Below are 14909 nucleotides of genomic sequence, written 5' to 3'. Positions count from 1 at the left end.
CGCGCGCGCATCGCAGGAGCTTCCTCGCGATCAGCGCGCGCAACGTCCGATCGGGTCGGGGGTCTTGTCGCAGTCCGGCGGGGCGTTGACGCGAGTCGGGCTCTGCGCGTCACCGTCGATGCTGTAGTAGATGTCGAGGAAGTTCGCGCTATTCGACGAACTTCCTTGGATGATCACGCAACCGTCGACGCCGACCTGCTCGGAGCCTTGCCAGATGGTGATGCCACTGTTCGACACAACCTTCGTGATCGTGATCGTCAGCGATCCGATCGGGCAGGCCGTTCCGCCTGCGCACACGCGGAGGAAGTAGTACCAGGGGCTGTTGGTGCTCTGCCCCGGACACTTACAGCTACCCGGCCCCAGACTGATTGTCGGAATGCACGACGCGGCTGCCGTCGGTACCGTCGATGCGACGGCCACAGCCGGAACTGCCCAGGCCATAGCCTTGGTCACCGTGCGCCGGCTGATGCCGTTCTGTTCGGTTTCAGACATGTGATGCCCCCAGTGTCATGCATCCCGCCGTTTGCCCCAGTGCGTGATGCAGAATCCCATGACGCGGCCGCGCCAACGCGACAATGCTAGCGTATGGCAAGGCCCACGGAAACCCCGTGATGCCGCGAGATGTAGGGGTTCCGGGATGGCTGACGTGCACAACAACCCGGGTGTAGTCGCGCAGATGCTGGCGCTGCTGAGAGTCACCGGCGCAAAGCCATCACGCTGGATCGTCACCACCGTGATCGCCTCGGTCATTCTCGCCGCGCTCGATCTGGTCGGCGTGGCCGCCATGATCCCGCTGATGCAGCTCGTCACCTCGTCGGGTCCGTTGGAGGGCGCGAACCGACTCATCGCCGATCTGCTCGGCACGACCGACCTGCAGGTCCTCATTCCCGTCGTGGCGGGTGGTGTCGCGCTGGCATTCGTCTTCAAGAGCGCAGGCTCTTTGCTCTTCCGCTGGTGGCTGCTGGGTCGCACGACGCGACTGTCGGCTCTGGCATCGGTCGAACTGATGCGGCGGTATGTGCTCGCCCCCTACGGTCAGCACCGTCAGCGCAGTCTGAGCACGGTCTACCGCAACATCAATGACGCGACCAACCAGTCGGCCAGCGTACTGCTGGCCGGGCTGACGCTGTTCACGGATGCGCTGGTTCTCACCGCGATCGTCGCCGTGCTCCTGGTCAGCTCACCCGGTGTCACCGTTTTCGCGGTCGCACTCTTCGGCCTTTTGGTGTTCGGCGTTCAGCACGTGCTGCGCCGACGCCAGCTGCGCATCGGAGAGAACCTCGCCGAAGCCGGACTGCGGGCGTGGCAATCGCTGATGCCGGGGCTCGACGGGTTTCGCGAGACCCGTCTGACAGGCAGCGCCGACCGGTTCATCGACGGATATCGCCGAGCCAAGCTCGACGGAGCGCACCAGTCTCGGCTGATGGCCGTGCTCTCGGACATCCCGCGGTATCTGCTCGAGGTCAGCTTCATCCTGGCGATCGTCGGCATCGCCGTGCTGTTGTTCGCGACGGGCCAGGCCGACCAGGTCCTGCCCGTCCTCGGACTGTTCGCTGCGGCGTCCATGCGCGCGCTACCGACTCTCAACCGCATCACCGCGAACGTCGGGACCATGCGCGCGGGACGCGCCGGACTCCGCATCTTCACCGAAGCGCTCGCAGAGCTCGAGTCCGACGGTGTACACGACGCGCGCGCGACGGTCGGCGCGCCGTACCGCGGCGACATCGAGCTCGACCACGTGACGTTCCAATACGCCGACGCGGACCGCCCGGTGCTGGACGGACTCTCGCTGCGCATCCCGGCGAACGAGACAACCGCGTTCGTCGGTTCGAGCGGCGCCGGCAAGAGCACTCTGCTCGACCTCGTGCTCGGGCTACTCGCCCCCACCTCAGGATCCATCTCCTGCGGTGGACGCCCGATCGACGAGGATCTGGCGACCTGGTACTCAGGACTCGGTGTCGTGCCACAGGAAGTCTTCTTATCGGACGACACTGTCGCCGCGAACATCGCCTTCGGCATCGCCCCGAAGGACATCGACCCCGACCGCATGCGGGAAGTGGCCTCGGTCGCGCAACTCGATGCGCTCATCGCGGACCTGCCGCACGGATTCGACACGATGGTCGGCGATCGCGGCGTGCGCCTGTCGGGAGGGCAGCGCCAGCGCATCGGCCTGGCACGGGCACTGTACCGTCGGCCCCGGGTGCTGGTGCTCGATGAGGCGACGAGCGCGCTCGACAACGCGACCGAGCACGAGATCGCGACGACCTTGGATCGTCTGCGGGGAAGCATGACGGTGCTGATCGTCGCGCACCGGCTGTCGACCGTGCGAAACGCCGACACGCTGATCTTCTTGGAGTCGGGTCGCATCGCGACGCGTGGCACGTTCGACGAAGTGCGTCAGGCGAACGAGGAGTTCGCGAGGCTCGTGGAGCTGGGAAAGCTCGAGTAGCCGGGCTCCGACTCAGTGGAAGCCCGCGAGCGCAGTCCATCTGGGATCGAGCTGGTGCGCGTCGGTGCCGTGCGCCATTCGCGCGTGAAAGCGGGGCATCACGATCTCCACGTCGGGATGCAGGGCGTCGGCGATGTACGCGCCCCAGTACGAGAACGTGGAGTTGGCGCCGATGAGCCGCCGCGCGCTGGCGAGTGCCAGCAGATTCTGCAGCGGGTCGGGAGCGGCGTACTCGACGTCACGGAACCGCGACCTCAGGTGATCTCCGAGGTGGCAGCGACACCACTCCGGATCGTCTGAGACGACCAGTACGCGCTGCTCAGCAGGGAAGCGCTCCACTGCCGCCGTCGTGTAGCCGATGACGTCGAAACCGTGCTTCGCCTCGAACTCCGTTCCATAGAAGTCTCCGCGCCGAACGTTGACCACCAGTCTCTCGTCCACGGCGCCCGCAGCACGATCCGCGAACACGTCATGGATGAACGCCCGAAGTTCCGCGCGCTCGAAGTCCACGCCGAAACGCTGGTAAAGCCAGGTCGCGTCCCATTCGCGTCGGTCTGAGAACCGGACTTCTGCCCGTGTGACACTCAACGACCGCAGCGCAGGGAACTGTTCCCACCAATCCTGCATGCCTTGCGTCTCCACGACGACGACGGGTGTTCCGATCGCCGACTGTTGATGCGCGTGCAGCCACAAGTACAGCAGGTTTCCGAGCCTGAGGCCCGCTTGTGGCGCCCACACCACAGAGTTGTCGCCTCGCCTGAGCGTGTCAACAGCGGCGCCCAGGCGCTGTCGACCGTTGTCGATACTGTGCCGGGTCAGCCGCTTCACGCGGCGCGCGAAGCCCATCGCTATTCACCCGCCGCTGCCCTCACCGAGTAGTCCACCCGAATCGGGCTGCCGCCCGGTGGTTCCGCTATACGCACGAGCCGATACCGCGCGTCGCCCTTTCGACGCAACGGCGTCATCAGCACCGTCAGCAGTGGGTGCTTCGTTCGCCAGAGCCACCGCCTCAAGACGGCAGGAGGGCGCATGGCGTGCGTGTGCCCGGACCACCCGAACTTGCGACGGAGGACATCCAGATCGCGCACCCAAGAGAAGTGCAGGATGGCCTGCGACGCATCCACAGTCGTGTGCACCGGCGAATCCCTCCCGCGCCACGGGTCTGAGTTCCGTGTCCTGAAGTCGACCCGGAACAGAGGCACGTCGGCCTGACGCGCGTGACGCAACCGGGTTCCGGCTCGCACTGCGACCGGGCCCGGGTACGAGGCTGCTCGTCGCCACCATCTATTGCTCGCTTCGAGGTATCGTCCGCGTCCCGTGCGGGTGTAGAGCCAGCGAGCCGGATAGTCGAGCCCTCCCGCTCCCGCTGCGGCCGCCCGCCGCAGCATCACGAAGAAGGTCTGCGGGTCGCTGAGAACCTCGTCCGTATCGAGCTGCATCACCCAGTCCGCACCGTCCGATGCCTGGTCGAGTGCCACCTGTCTCTGATGCGTATCGTTCTCCAGCGGCGTGTGATCGAGGCGCGCAAAATCGCCCGGGGCAAGTATGCACTTGCCCTCGACATCGACCTCAGAGATGATCTCGAGACACTGCTCGATCGGCAAAGGGGTGCCCGTCCACGAGGTCGCGGTGCGATCGTACGACACCACTATGCGCTCCACGCTGGAGTAATACGCGCCCAGGCTCTCGCGCAGATAACTCGGATCAGCGACGAGCACGTAGGCGTTGATCCGCAGTGCGTCTGGGTCGCTCATGCAATCAGCCTGTCGAGAGAGTCCATCAGCGCACCGCTACGGTCTGCATCGATCTTGCGGCAGAACGGCGCACCGGATGCGAGGAGTCGATCGAGATCATTATGCGTCCAGGTGATCGTGGTATCAAGCGCAGGGTCCCACTGATACAGGGTCACCGGCGGCAGATCCGCGGGCGCACCTCGCCAGCTGAGAGGGGTGACCAACGCAGACTCGTCGGGGATGATGGTCCTTCGGTAGAACCGCCGCAACCGTGAGCGCGGCGCCAAGTCCTCGTCCAGAAGAACGTCAAGCTCGTGCCGGCGAAGAGCTACCCACTGCGCGCCGATATGGCAGGGCATCGCACGGGTGAACGGTGTCGGACGCCGAACTCCGAAGTACCGTCCGCGCCCTCGAGTAACGTAGCGAACCCCGAACACCGGTTCGAGCCGGACGGCGAGTGCCCGGCGCACACGAGACGCAAACGCGCGGAGCCATTCGGGCAGACCGAGCGACCTGTTCTCGTCGGACGCACGAAACCAGAAGAATGTGTATCGGTTCAGCCGGTCGTCGCCCTCGCCACGCCGACGACCCCAGCGAGGCCGATACGTCAGCGCATGAGCTTCTCCGATCCAGCCGGATGCCGCGAGCGCCTCTCGTTCCCAATCCGGCAGGCGGCGCATCGGATAGTCGTCGCCCGAGATCAAGGTAACCAGTTGCGGGTCCCAGAGTTCCCGCGCTCGCTCCATCGCTCGTAGCGTCGCCTCGACGAGCTCCCACGAGCCCCAGTCGCACTCGAGCCCATGCACGAACACGCGAATACGCGGGTCATCGAGGTGCGCAGGAAACACTTCGCTCCGCGCATCGTGCGCGAGCAGCACGCGCGCGTCCGGGCTGGAAGCCAGTATCGCCCCGGCGAGGCGGCGCACCTGCGCCCAGTTCCGGTGAGTCAGCACGACATACACGGCCCGGACAGGGCCGTCGTTCAACTTGCCTTCCATTCCGACGACGCTGAGTACGCGCGGTCGTTCGGTTTGAGTGAAGCGCCAAGACCGACACAGGTACCGACGAGATCGGCGCCGGCTCGCGCCATCCCTCCGCCGAGCCGACGCACCTTCGCCCGAACGGTCGGCTTGGCGACTGTTCCGGTCACGCCTTCCCACACTTCACGTATTGCCATACGCAGCACTCGGGCGATGTGCCGTAGCAGGTGGGGATCCCGCCAGCCGAGCACCGTGGTCAGCAGAAGGACATGGTTGCGCGCCGCATAGAACCGGTAGCGCAGATCGAAGCGCTTGCCCTTGGCGTACTCGCCCGCAACATGCAGGACGACCGCTCGGGGTGCGAACACCACACGGTATCCGGCGAGCTTGACGCGCAAGGCGAGGTCGGAATCCTCGCGCAGACATGTGCCGGGGTAGTAGTCGTGTATACCTCCGATGGCGCGCAGTGCGTTCGAGCTCACGCTCATGTTGGCTCCGAGCATGTGATCGGTCTCGACGATCCGCCCGGGGTCCGCGCCGAAGTTACCCGTCAGAGTGCCGTTGGGCAGAAAACGCCCGATGCGGTCCCAGCCTTCCCGTTCCTCTTCCGGACGGTTGTTATCGGCCCTGCCGCCGACCGCGCCCACCCCGGGCGCATCAAAGGCTCTCAGAATCTCGGCGAGCCATTGTGGCTCTGCATATGCGTCGTCATCGATGAACGCGATGACGTCCTCTGTCGCGCCCTGAACACCGATGGCCCGCGACGCAGCCAGCGTCCCGATACCGAGATCATTGCGCCGGTAGTCGACTTCGGGGAACTCTGCGACTACTGCCTCGGTGAGGATGTCTGGCGACGCATCGACGACCACGATACGTTGCGGTTTCCGTGTCTGCTGCCGGATGTGCTCGAGGCACGTCCGGACGTGGTCCGGTCGCTTGTACGTTGCGACGACGACGACCGCACTACGTTCGTTCACAAGATCCCCATCCTCTTCCTCTACTCCGAGGCCCCCGTCTACCATAGGCGAACCGCCGCCAGCCACCGTGGGTATCCACCCGCGTGCATACTTGTGCCATGCGGAGTCGGATCCGTTCGGGTATCGGAGGCGCTGCAGATGCGTTCGTGGTCGGCCAGACGCCGGAGCTGTCGGAGCGCTCCCGTTCTGACGCTCCTCCTGAGCGCCGCCGTGGCTTATCCTCAAGTCACGTGTGCGCGCAAAGGGGAACGAACATGAAGCAACCTCGGATCGGGGGGCTCGACGCGTTGCGCGGGTTGGCAGCGCTGGCCGTGTTCATCTGCCACGCCGCTGCATACTGGGGTGGGCTCGGCCTTCCCCGGCTTGTCTCTTCCGCCACGCAAGTCGGAGCCCACGGCGTCGACGTCTTCATCGTGCTGTCCGGCTTCGTCCTGACGCTGCCGCTCGTGGCACGTGGCCGGTCCTTGAACGTCGGACAGTTCTATGGGCGCCGCATGTGGCGTATCCTCCCCGCGTACTGGACGGCGCTCGCGATCGCCGCGGTCCTCGCGCTGGGCCCGGCCTGGGATCTCGTGGTGGCAGAGCGTGCGAGCGTGCGAGATCTGCTGCTTCATGTCTTCGCCATTCAGACCGTGTTCCCATCGAACCTCGGTGCGATCAACGGTTCGCTGTGGAGCGTCTCGCTAGAGATCCTGCTGTATCTGCTGTTCCCACTACTCATCGTGCTGTTGCACCGCGTCGGCGGTACGGTACTCGTGCTCGCTGCTATCGCGCTGAGTTTCAGCACCTGGTGGGTCGGTTCACAACTGAGTTCCGGCAATGCCGTCGACGCATTCTTCAGCTCCAGTCACACCCTGCCGATTCGCCTCGTGCAGTTCGTGATGGGCATGGTGCTCGCCATGGTGTTGATGCGGCCGGGGTCGACGGCGCTCGATCCGACGCACCGAAACCGCACCCTGGCGATGCTCGCGGCCGGCGCGACGACGCTCGCTGCGGTCGCGGCGAGCACCCTGGACGTTCCACCGGGCATCAACCTGACATTGTGGGGCATATGCGGTGCAGCTTTGGTCTGGCTGTTCGCGCTCTTCGCTCAATCCCCGGTGGTGCGCACCCTCGACAAGGCGGGCACGCGTTCGTACAGCTTCTACCTGATGCATCAGCCGATTGTGCTGCTGATGTGGCCGATCATCGCCGTGCTTCCGGGGAATCCGGTCGTGGTGCTCCTGTACGGCGGCGTGGTGGCGTTGGTGATCGTGAGCTGTGCTGCCGAGGCGCTGTATCGGCTCGTCGAACGCCCCAGCCACAGGTATGCGGTGCGGCGCTTCCCTCACGTAGTGCGCAGAGCGGACGAGCCCGTCCCTCATCCATGATGGAACGGGGCAAGAACACTCGGGGGTCCATATGTCACAGCCACGGCTCAGCATCGCGCGCATCGCCACAGACACACCGATGGGTGCGCAAGCCTATGAGGCGCAGGTGATCGCGCGCGCGGCGGAAGCCATGGGACCGGCGTGGTCGGTGCGTGAGCTGGTGTTCCGGTCGATGCGCTCCCCCTTACCCGGCAATCGTCGTCTCCCGCTCGGCAAGGTCGCGAGGGCACCTGCATCTGTGCGCCGCGCACTGGGTCGCACGTTGTTCCGGGGCGACACAGTGTCTCACCGCACCTCGCTCGAGCTGCCGCCGTCACCGCACGCCGACGTGATCACGCTGCACGATGTGGTCGCGTGGCGGTTCGCCGATGAGTCGGCGCCGGTGCCGGCCGCGATTCACGAGGCACGACGGGCTTCAGCGGTGATCTGTGTCTCTGAGTTCACGGCAAACGAGGCCGTCGAGTTCTTGGGGGTGCAGAATCCGCACGTCGTGCCCAACGGCGTCGATCCGCGTTATCTCGATGCGCGGCCGCTTGGCACCGAACAGCTCTCCCCGCTAGGGCTGAACCGCCCATACGTGTTGCATGCCGGTGGCGCCGCCGCCCGCAAAAACCTTCCGGCTCTTGCCGAGGCGTGGCCACGGGTGCACCGCGAGCGTCCCGACTGGGTGCTCGCTCTCGCCGGACCAGCTCACCCCACCCGCACGTCGCTGTTCGAGGGCATGCCCGGCACAGTGCTGCTCGGTCGCCTGCCCGACGAACTGATGCCCGGAGTGATGGCGTCCGCGTCGGTCGTGGTCGTCCCCTCTGTCTACGAGGGGTTCGGCCTCCCCGTGTTGGAGGCGATGGCTGCCGGTGTGCCGGTGGTTGCGGCCAACACCAGCAGTCTGCCGGAGGTGGCCAGCGGGCATGCTCTGCTCGTCGAACCGACCGGCTCAGCGATGGCCGCAGGCTTGATAGATGCCACCTCGCCAGGCTCGCTTCTGGCACGATCGACCGGCAGCGCGCGTGCGCACGCTGCCGAGTTCACCTGGGAGCGCAGCGCCCAGGGCCACGCCGCTGTGTGGGCATCGCTGCTCTGAGCGATTTGATTGGAGTCCCTCGCTGTGAACACCATCGTCACCTCTCCACCACGACGGGAGATCGTGGAAAGACAGACGCGGATCGTCGCCGACGTTGCCGGCGCGAAACCGCTGTGGTTCTCGGTGGAGAGCCGCTATGCGCACCTGCTCAGCGATCGCGCCGATCATGTCGCCGTCGCACTGTTGTTGCCGGCGATGCAGTCCGGCCGAGCTCTGCACGTGGGCGGTACGGTGACCGATACGTTGCTGCACCAGGTAAACGGCGATCTGCAGAATCTGTTGATGCTGACGAATCCGGGCACGACGCGGGTCGCCGTGTCGGCAGAGCAGGTCGCAGAAGCGGCTGCGCCTGCGGATGGCGTCGCCACCGGCTTCTCGGGAGGTGTGGACTCATTGGCGACTGTTGAGGAGTACTTCTGGCGCGGTACGGCGCCCCGTTCGCTTCACATCACCCACCTTGTGAACAACAACGTGGGAGCGCACGGCACCGGGGGTAGGGCGCTCTGGGAGGCACGGTGCCGGCCGTTGCAGGAAGCCGCCGAGTCGTGGGGACTGCCCTTCGTGCGGGTCGATAGCAACCTCGATGAGCACTACCCGAGAATTGGCTTCCTGGAGTCGGTGACGCTGCGGAACGTGGCCGTCGCGCATGCGCTCGGCGCAGGCATCGGCCGTCTTCTCATCTCCGCGGCCGGGCGGTTCGACGACGTCAGCACGCGAAGAATCACCGCCGCCGAACCGCTCGCGCTGCCGCTTCTGTCGACCCGAGGTGTTGCGGTTACGTCTGCGGGTTCGGGGTCGACCCGCGTGCAGAAAACGGTCGCGCTGATCCATCGCACCGAGGCCCACATCCTCGATGTGTGCATCGATCCGAGTCCGGAGCGCACGCGCAACTGCTCGAAGTGCGACAAGTGTCTGCGCACCTTACTGACGATAGAGATCGCCGGAGGGCTTGAGCGGTTCTGCCCCCACGCTTTTTCTCTCGAAACGTATCTTGCCCACCGGGATGACTACGTCGCCCGTGTTCTCGGTGGGGACAGCGCCTACGACCGCGAGATCCGTGCGTATGCGGTCGACGTCAACTGGCGCTGGCGTGTGCGCGACCGCCTCGGGGCGGGCGCATGGCGGGCTCACGACGCTGTGATGCGTCTTCGACGAGCGGCGCGCTCACGGCTGGCGGCGCTACCCGGTGCGCGCGCCGGACTCGCCCGTGTGCGCGCACGCGCTATTCACCGCGAAACGCGCGCGTGATACCGCGGGGGAACGTCACCGTGATCGGGGCGGCTGCGCCAGCGAACGGCGGCAGAGCGGCTTCCAGTCCTCGCGACAGCTCCGCCACACGTGACGCATCGGCCGCCCACGCAAAGCGCTGCACGTCGTCCAGGGTGCGCAGGTCGTCGAAGTCGACGTAGCGGGTGCGTCCGGGAGTGACGGCTGCCTCGTAGTCGTGGAACTTGAAGGTGCCGCCGGTGAGCGCCGGTTCGAGAGCGGTCCACACCGCGGGGATGCCGTACGCGTCGGCGGTGATCAGCCCGTGCAACGACGTCGTGAGCACGGTCTCGCACCCGGCGATCTCGCGCACAGTCGGCGCCGCCTCACGGTGCACGTTCACATCGCGCACGCGCCCCGGCTCGCTCTTCAACAACGCGGTCAGACCGGCGTGAGAGCGGTGATGTCCGTGCGGCACCGCTGCGATGGCGGCGCGGCGCGCGGGTCGGGCGACGTGACGGGAGACCAGTAGACCCGGATCACCGTATGCTGCCCCCGACACATCGATTCGTTCCGCGGTCAGGGGGCCGCGCACGGCGAGCGCCTGCACGTTGGGCATCCGCCGTTCGACATCGGTCATCAGGCCCGTGCCCCAGATGGCTCCGTCGTAGTCTTCCGCACAGAACTCCAGCAAGCTGCCGACGCCGATCAGGCGCGCATGGCGCGGCTCACGGTACAGCGGAACGATCCCGTACTTCGGTAGCAGCCACGGAGTGAGGGCATCTCCGAAGTTCGGGTGGCCGTCCCACCAGTACGCCGGCACGACCGGCGCGCCCCAGGCGCGGGGTTGCAGCGCCGCTGCCCCCAGCCGACGCGCCTGGCGCATGCGTCGTCGCACTGCACTTTCGTATCTCATCGAGGGGGGTCCGTTGGCAGTCGGTCGTACAACCGCAGGTACTGCGAAACCACAGCAGGCCAGGTGAGGTCGCGCACCCGCGCCGGCCCGTTCGCCCGCAGTCGGTCGGCGAGCGTCGGATCGTTCCCCACCTGTGCGAGCGCTTCGCTCAACGCGTCGACGTCGGTCGGGTCGACGAGAACGCCGTCCTCACCGTCACGCACGAACTCGGCAGCACCACCGCGGCTGGTCATCACCAGCGGCGCCCCCGCACGCCATGCTTCCAGTGCGACGATGCCGAAGGCTTCGGAACGCGAGGGAACGACCACGGCGACCGCGCCGCGCATATAGGCGTCGACCTGCTCGGACGCGAGCTGACCGACGAACGACACGCGCTCCGCGAGCCCTGCCGCCTCGGACTGCTTCTGCAGCGCATCGCGCTCGGGGCCATCACCGCCGATCACAAGCCGAACGCCTGTGTCCTGTAACCGCGCGAATGCCTCGATGAGCAGATCGAAGCCCTTGACGTACCCGAGGCGCCCGACGGCGAAGAGGTAGTCCCCTTCGCCCGCGGTTTCCCCCTGCCGGACCGCGAGATCCACTCCGTTCGGCACGACGACGCCCGAGTGCAGGCCGTACCGCGCCCGAAGGTCATCAAGCACGTACTCGCTGGGAGCGGTGACCGTCTGCGCCGAGACGATGGCGCGGCGCAGACGCGCCCGTAGCAACGCTGATCTCTCGTAGACGCCGTTGTCGTCGCCCATCGTCTCTCCGTGCGAGGTGATGATGAGCGGAGTGTGGCGCCGACGGTAAAGCGCCTCCGCGTAGATACCGTTCGGGCCGAAGCAGTGCACGTGCAGCACATCCGGACGCAGGCGCCGGTGCGCGCGGCGCCAGGCCGCCCAGGCAGCCGGCCAGCGCCCTGCGAATCGCAGCATTGCGGGGAGCGAACGCGCGGGAAGAGGCGTGGGCAGGTATCGCACGGCTATCTCGACACCGTCCGCACCGAGGAGAGGATCCTGTGGGGCCGCTCCTCGATCGACGGTCCAGACCTCAACGACGTGTCCGCGCGCGGTCAACTCGCGCGCGACCTGCGCGACGTGCTCTTCGACGCCGCCAACATGCGGGGCGAAGGACGACGTAATCAGCGCGATGCGATGCGCGGCGCTATCAGCCATTCTTCGAGCTGCGCTGCTTGCGGCGCACAGGGGCCTCGACCGCCGCGCCGCGCAACAGCTCGTCGAAGTCCTCGGCGTCGGCGGCGTCCTCGCTCGCAGGTTCGGAGGCAGAGCTCTTCTTGGCGGGCCGCGGGCGGGATGGTTTCGGCACAGGGGCGGGCTCCGGTAGCGGCTCGTCGTCTTCTTGCGCTACGGACGACAAGCTGCTCTGCTTCGACGTGCTCGACTTCGACGGCCATCCACGCTTCTTGTGCTCCGACCCTGACGCGTACTCGTATGTGTAGACAGACGACTCCGAGCCTGTCAGCGGGGCCCGGTTGAGCACCACGCCGAGCAGTCGACCGTGCACCTTGGTCAGGGCATCCTGCGCCTTCTCCACCAGATCGTAGGTGGTCTTTCCCACCGAGACGACGATCAGCGTGCCGTCGGCCTGGTGCGCAAGCACAGCGCCGTCGGTGACGGCAAGCAACGGCGGCGCGTCGACGATCACCGTCGCGTACTCGGCGAGTTCGTCAAGCGTGGCTTTCATCTTCGCCGACCCAAGCACCTCGCTCGGGTTCGGTGGGATGGTGCCGGCGACGAGCACGTTCAGGTTCGGTTCATGCGGCGAACTCTGCAACACGTCCACGAGCTTCGCCCGCCCCGCGAGCACATCCGTGAGCCCGGCTGTTCCCGGCACCCCGGTTGTCTTGGCGACCGTGGGACGCCGCAGGTCACCGTCGACGAGCACGACGGGCACGCCGTTGGCGGCGAGTGTGGCAGCCAGGTTGGCCGAAACGGTCGACTTGCCCTCACCGGGCAAGGCGCTGCTCACGACGATCACTCGCGGCGGATCATCGACGTTCATGAACTGCAGGTTCGTCCGCAGCACGCGCAACGCCTCACGCATCGCATAGCTCGACTTCGTTCCCGTCTGATCGCCAGCCAGAAGCCGTTGCCCGTCCTGCACCTCACCGGCGGCGGGCAACGTGCCGACGACGGCCAATCCCAGACGCGCTTCCACGTCATCGCGGGCACGAACACGGCGATCCGAGACTGCACGGACCAGGGCGAAGGCGATGCCCATACCGAGGCCGAGAACGCCTCCCACCACCAGCGCCATGCGCTCGTCCGGGAACGATGGCGCCGATGGCAGCGCCGCCGACTCCGCCAGTTCGACGGTGATCAGCGCGGACCCGAGCTCTTCGACCCCCTCGCGCTCGTCGATCGTCGCAGCGAGTCCGACGACCCAGGCCTCAGCAAGGTCGCGTGCGCCCTCTGCCGTCGGGCCTTCGGCGGTGATCTTGATGATGGGAGTGCCCTCCGGGTTATCGACAGTGATACGCCGCACAAGTTGCTCTGGCGCCACGTCGAGTCCCAGCGCGTCGGCTGCCTTCTCAGCGACATTGCGCCAGGTCGCCATCTCGACGAACGTCGGCACGCGCGACTTCGCGATGGAGTCGTTCGCCCCCGGGATGAGCTGCATCTCGGGATCAGGATCCGTAGCGACCGTGACCACACCGCTCGCATCGGCCTGGTACACCGGTGTCTGCAGCGCGGCCCAGCCGTACCCTGCCGCCAGCCCGAGTATCGTCATCAGCACGATGCCGAGCCAGTGTCGCTTCAGCGCGTTCGCGTAGTCGCGGAGTTCCATGCCACCCCCATCTTCCCCTGGATCTCGATCTTAGAAGACTGCGCGCGGCGACCGCCGAGTGGTTGTTCCCTCGTATCCGGATTCTGCTCACGCCACCACACCTGTGCGCCCAGGCAGATTCCGGCGATCAGGAACGGGATCGACACCTGCGCGGCAACCCAGAACAGGTCGAACTGAGCGGTCACCAAACGTGAGATCACGACGGCGAACGCGAGGGCTCCAAAGGAAGGATGCGTGGTCCAGAACTTCCACAGCACGATCAGGATGCCAAGCCACATGACTCCGAAACCCGCGAGACCGACGAGCCCTGCCGATGCGACGACTTCGAGTTCTGCCTGTGGCGGCTGGAAGTTCGCCGTCGGATGCACGTACCAGTACCGCAGTCCATGGCCGAAGATCGGCTCGTGCTTCCAGAGCGCGTAGACCTCACGCATCCATTCCAGTCGCTGATACGTCGAGTTGAACCTGTTCTGCGACTCGATCTGACCGATCACGCTGTCGATGATGAGCGCGGCACCGGGTACAGCGAGAAGCACGACCAGCACCTTGTGCCGTCCCGCACCGGAACGCAGCACGTACAGCAACATGCCGACGATGAGTCCGATCACCGCTTGCCGGGACTGCGTCAGCGCCAATGCCGCCAGCATGATCCACAGAGACGGGACTGTCAGCTTTCGAGGCAGGTGGGCATGTGGCGGTTTGATGAAGACGACGAGGATCGCGAACGCCAGCGCTGCGCCCGCGAAGTTCTTGTGCATCGGCCACGGCCACCGGGGGTAGATCGGCCGCACACCCTCGGTGACGAACACGATGGCGCCGGTGGCGATCGTTCCGAGCGCAACCACGAGGCCAGTGGCGACGATCAGGATGAGCCCGGTGCGCATGAGTCCTGCCCGGCCGATCCCCCAACCGAGCAACAGGGCTCCGCTGATCAGCATCCATGCGTGGAACCACTCGACAGTGTTCTGTGGATACGGGTTCACGATGACGGTGAACAGTGTGGCGAACTGATAGACCGCATTCAGCCACAGCATCGCGCGCATAGTCGGACTGAAATCTCGACGCGACAGCAGCACGACGATGACGAAGCCGAGGGCGATCGCCAGGTCAGACACGGTGAGATCGCCGACGCCGATGCTCACGCGGGCAGTCACGAACGCACCGGGAATGGCCAGCAGAGGCAGGATCATCGGATGCCGGGGTGTGAGCACCACTCCGATGACGATCACCGCGAGTGCAATCGCTGTCGTCGCGCCGTCGGCGAGTCCGCGGTCGAGCAAGAAATAGACCGCCAGTAGCGTGCCGATGGCGAACAGCGTCCAACGCCAGAGGTTTGCCCAGGCGCGGCCGAGGGCATCGACAACAGCAGTACGACGAAGCGCCATTGCGTTCCCCTTCCCCGCGGAG

13 protein-coding genes are annotated in these 14909 nt (G+C 66.2%); 4 read left to right on the top strand and 9 right to left on the bottom strand.

Features of this window, described 5'->3' with window-relative positions:
• Nucleotides 1-30: 30 nt before the first annotated feature.
• On the bottom strand, nucleotides 31-492 hold the full coding sequence (locus tag JF543_RS05070; RefSeq protein ID WP_179411645.1) for a hypothetical protein: 462 nt from the start codon (nucleotides 490-492) through the stop codon (nucleotides 31-33).
• Between the two features lie 145 nt (nucleotides 493-637).
• Here JF543_RS05070 and JF543_RS05065 point away from each other — a divergent pair, with 145 nt between their 5' ends.
• The gene (locus JF543_RS05065) at nucleotides 638-2449 is read left to right on the top strand and encodes an ABC transporter ATP-binding protein (protein ID WP_179411646.1); all 1812 of its coding nucleotides are present in this window, start codon (nucleotides 638-640) and stop codon (nucleotides 2447-2449) included.
• Between the two features lie 12 nt (nucleotides 2450-2461).
• On the opposite strand, the gene JF543_RS05060 is transcribed toward JF543_RS05065, so the two are convergent.
• Genes JF543_RS05060 through JF543_RS05045 form a run of 4 tightly spaced genes read right to left on the bottom strand, consistent with a single transcriptional unit; the run spans nucleotide 2462 to nucleotide 6205 of the window.
• Nucleotides 2462-3277 (bottom strand): alpha-1,2-fucosyltransferase, encoded by an 816-nt coding sequence (locus JF543_RS05060; protein WP_206822914.1) that lies wholly within the window; start codon nucleotides 3275-3277, stop codon nucleotides 2462-2464.
• Nucleotides 3278-3297: 20 nt separating this feature from the next.
• Nucleotides 3298-4203, bottom strand: coding sequence for a hypothetical protein (locus JF543_RS05055; protein WP_179411648.1), 906 nt, complete (start codon nucleotides 4201-4203; stop codon nucleotides 3298-3300).
• On the bottom strand, nucleotides 4200-5180 hold the full coding sequence (locus JF543_RS05050; RefSeq protein ID WP_206822911.1) for a hypothetical protein: 981 nt from the start codon (nucleotides 5178-5180) through the stop codon (nucleotides 4200-4202). The genes JF543_RS05055 and JF543_RS05050 overlap by 4 nt, the downstream gene beginning before the upstream one ends.
• The gene (locus JF543_RS05045; protein WP_206822910.1) at nucleotides 5165-6205 is read right to left on the bottom strand and encodes a glycosyltransferase; all 1041 of its coding nucleotides are present in this window, start codon (nucleotides 6203-6205) and stop codon (nucleotides 5165-5167) included. The genes JF543_RS05050 and JF543_RS05045 overlap by 16 nt, the downstream gene beginning before the upstream one ends.
• 80 nt (nucleotides 6206-6285) lie before the next feature.
• Here JF543_RS05045 and JF543_RS05040 point away from each other — a divergent pair, with 80 nt between their 5' ends.
• Genes JF543_RS05040 through JF543_RS05030 form a run of 3 tightly spaced genes read left to right on the top strand, consistent with a single transcriptional unit; the run spans nucleotide 6286 to nucleotide 9838 of the window.
• Entirely contained in the window at nucleotides 6286-7509 is a 1224-nt protein-coding gene (locus JF543_RS05040; RefSeq protein WP_206822908.1) for an acyltransferase family protein, read from the top strand.
• A gap of 31 nt (nucleotides 7510-7540) precedes the next feature.
• Complete coding sequence (locus tag JF543_RS05035; protein ID WP_206820961.1) at nucleotides 7541-8590, top strand: glycosyltransferase family 4 protein; 1050 nt, start codon at nucleotides 7541-7543, stop codon at nucleotides 8588-8590.
• A gap of 24 nt (nucleotides 8591-8614) precedes the next feature.
• Entirely contained in the window at nucleotides 8615-9838 is a 1224-nt protein-coding gene (locus tag JF543_RS05030) for a hypothetical protein (RefSeq protein ID WP_206822906.1), read from the top strand.
• Here the strand turns inward: JF543_RS05030 and JF543_RS05025 are convergent.
• From JF543_RS05025 to JF543_RS05010, 4 genes are read right to left on the bottom strand one after another with little or no spacing between them, the layout of a single operon-like run.
• Nucleotides 9813-10694, bottom strand: coding sequence for a polysaccharide pyruvyl transferase family protein (locus JF543_RS05025; protein ID WP_206822904.1), 882 nt, complete (start codon nucleotides 10692-10694; stop codon nucleotides 9813-9815). The genes JF543_RS05030 and JF543_RS05025 overlap by 26 nt on opposite strands.
• 14 nt (nucleotides 10695-10708) lie before the next feature.
• Complete coding sequence (locus tag JF543_RS05020) at nucleotides 10709-11869, bottom strand: glycosyltransferase family 4 protein (RefSeq protein ID WP_206822897.1); 1161 nt, start codon at nucleotides 11867-11869, stop codon at nucleotides 10709-10711.
• Complete coding sequence (locus tag JF543_RS05015; protein ID WP_179411656.1) at nucleotides 11862-13502, bottom strand: polysaccharide biosynthesis tyrosine autokinase; 1641 nt, start codon at nucleotides 13500-13502, stop codon at nucleotides 11862-11864. Before JF543_RS05015 ends, JF543_RS05020 begins: the two co-directional genes overlap by 8 nt.
• Nucleotides 13472-14887: an O-antigen ligase family protein gene (locus JF543_RS05010; protein WP_179411657.1), complete on the bottom strand. Its 1416-nt coding sequence runs from the start codon at nucleotides 14885-14887 to the stop codon at nucleotides 13472-13474. Before JF543_RS05010 ends, JF543_RS05015 begins: the two co-directional genes overlap by 31 nt.
• Nucleotides 14888-14909: the final 22 nt, after the last annotated feature.

This window comes from Microbacterium esteraromaticum (assembly GCF_017303215.1).
Taxonomy (GTDB): domain Bacteria; phylum Actinomycetota; class Actinomycetes; order Actinomycetales; family Microbacteriaceae; genus Microbacterium; species Microbacterium esteraromaticum_C.
This window is presented reverse-complemented; position numbering and strand designations above follow the sequence as displayed.

Excerpts from the sequence above, each read along its gene's own strand:
- JF543_RS05070 (WP_179411645.1), bottom strand. The coding sequence starts at position 492 with ATGTCTGAAACCGAACAGAACGGCATCAGCCGGCGCACGGTGACCAAG.
- JF543_RS05065 (WP_179411646.1), top strand. The coding sequence starts at position 638 with ATGGCTGACGTGCACAACAACCCGGGTGTAGTCGCGCAGATGCTGGCG.
- JF543_RS05055 (WP_179411648.1), bottom strand. The coding sequence starts at position 4,203 with ATGAGCGACCCAGACGCACTGCGGATCAACGCCTACGTGCTCGTCGCT.
- JF543_RS05050 (WP_206822911.1), bottom strand. The coding sequence starts at position 5,180 with ATGGAAGGCAAGTTGAACGACGGCCCTGTCCGGGCCGTGTATGTCGTG.
- JF543_RS05035 (WP_206820961.1), top strand. The coding sequence starts at position 7,541 with ATGTCACAGCCACGGCTCAGCATCGCGCGCATCGCCACAGACACACCG.
- JF543_RS05020 (WP_206822897.1), bottom strand. The coding sequence starts at position 11,869 with ATGGCTGATAGCGCCGCGCATCGCATCGCGCTGATTACGTCGTCCTTC.
- JF543_RS05015 (WP_179411656.1), bottom strand. The coding sequence starts at position 13,502 with ATGGAACTCCGCGACTACGCGAACGCGCTGAAGCGACACTGGCTCGGC.
- JF543_RS05010 (WP_179411657.1), bottom strand. The coding sequence starts at position 14,887 with ATGGCGCTTCGTCGTACTGCTGTTGTCGATGCCCTCGGCCGCGCCTGG.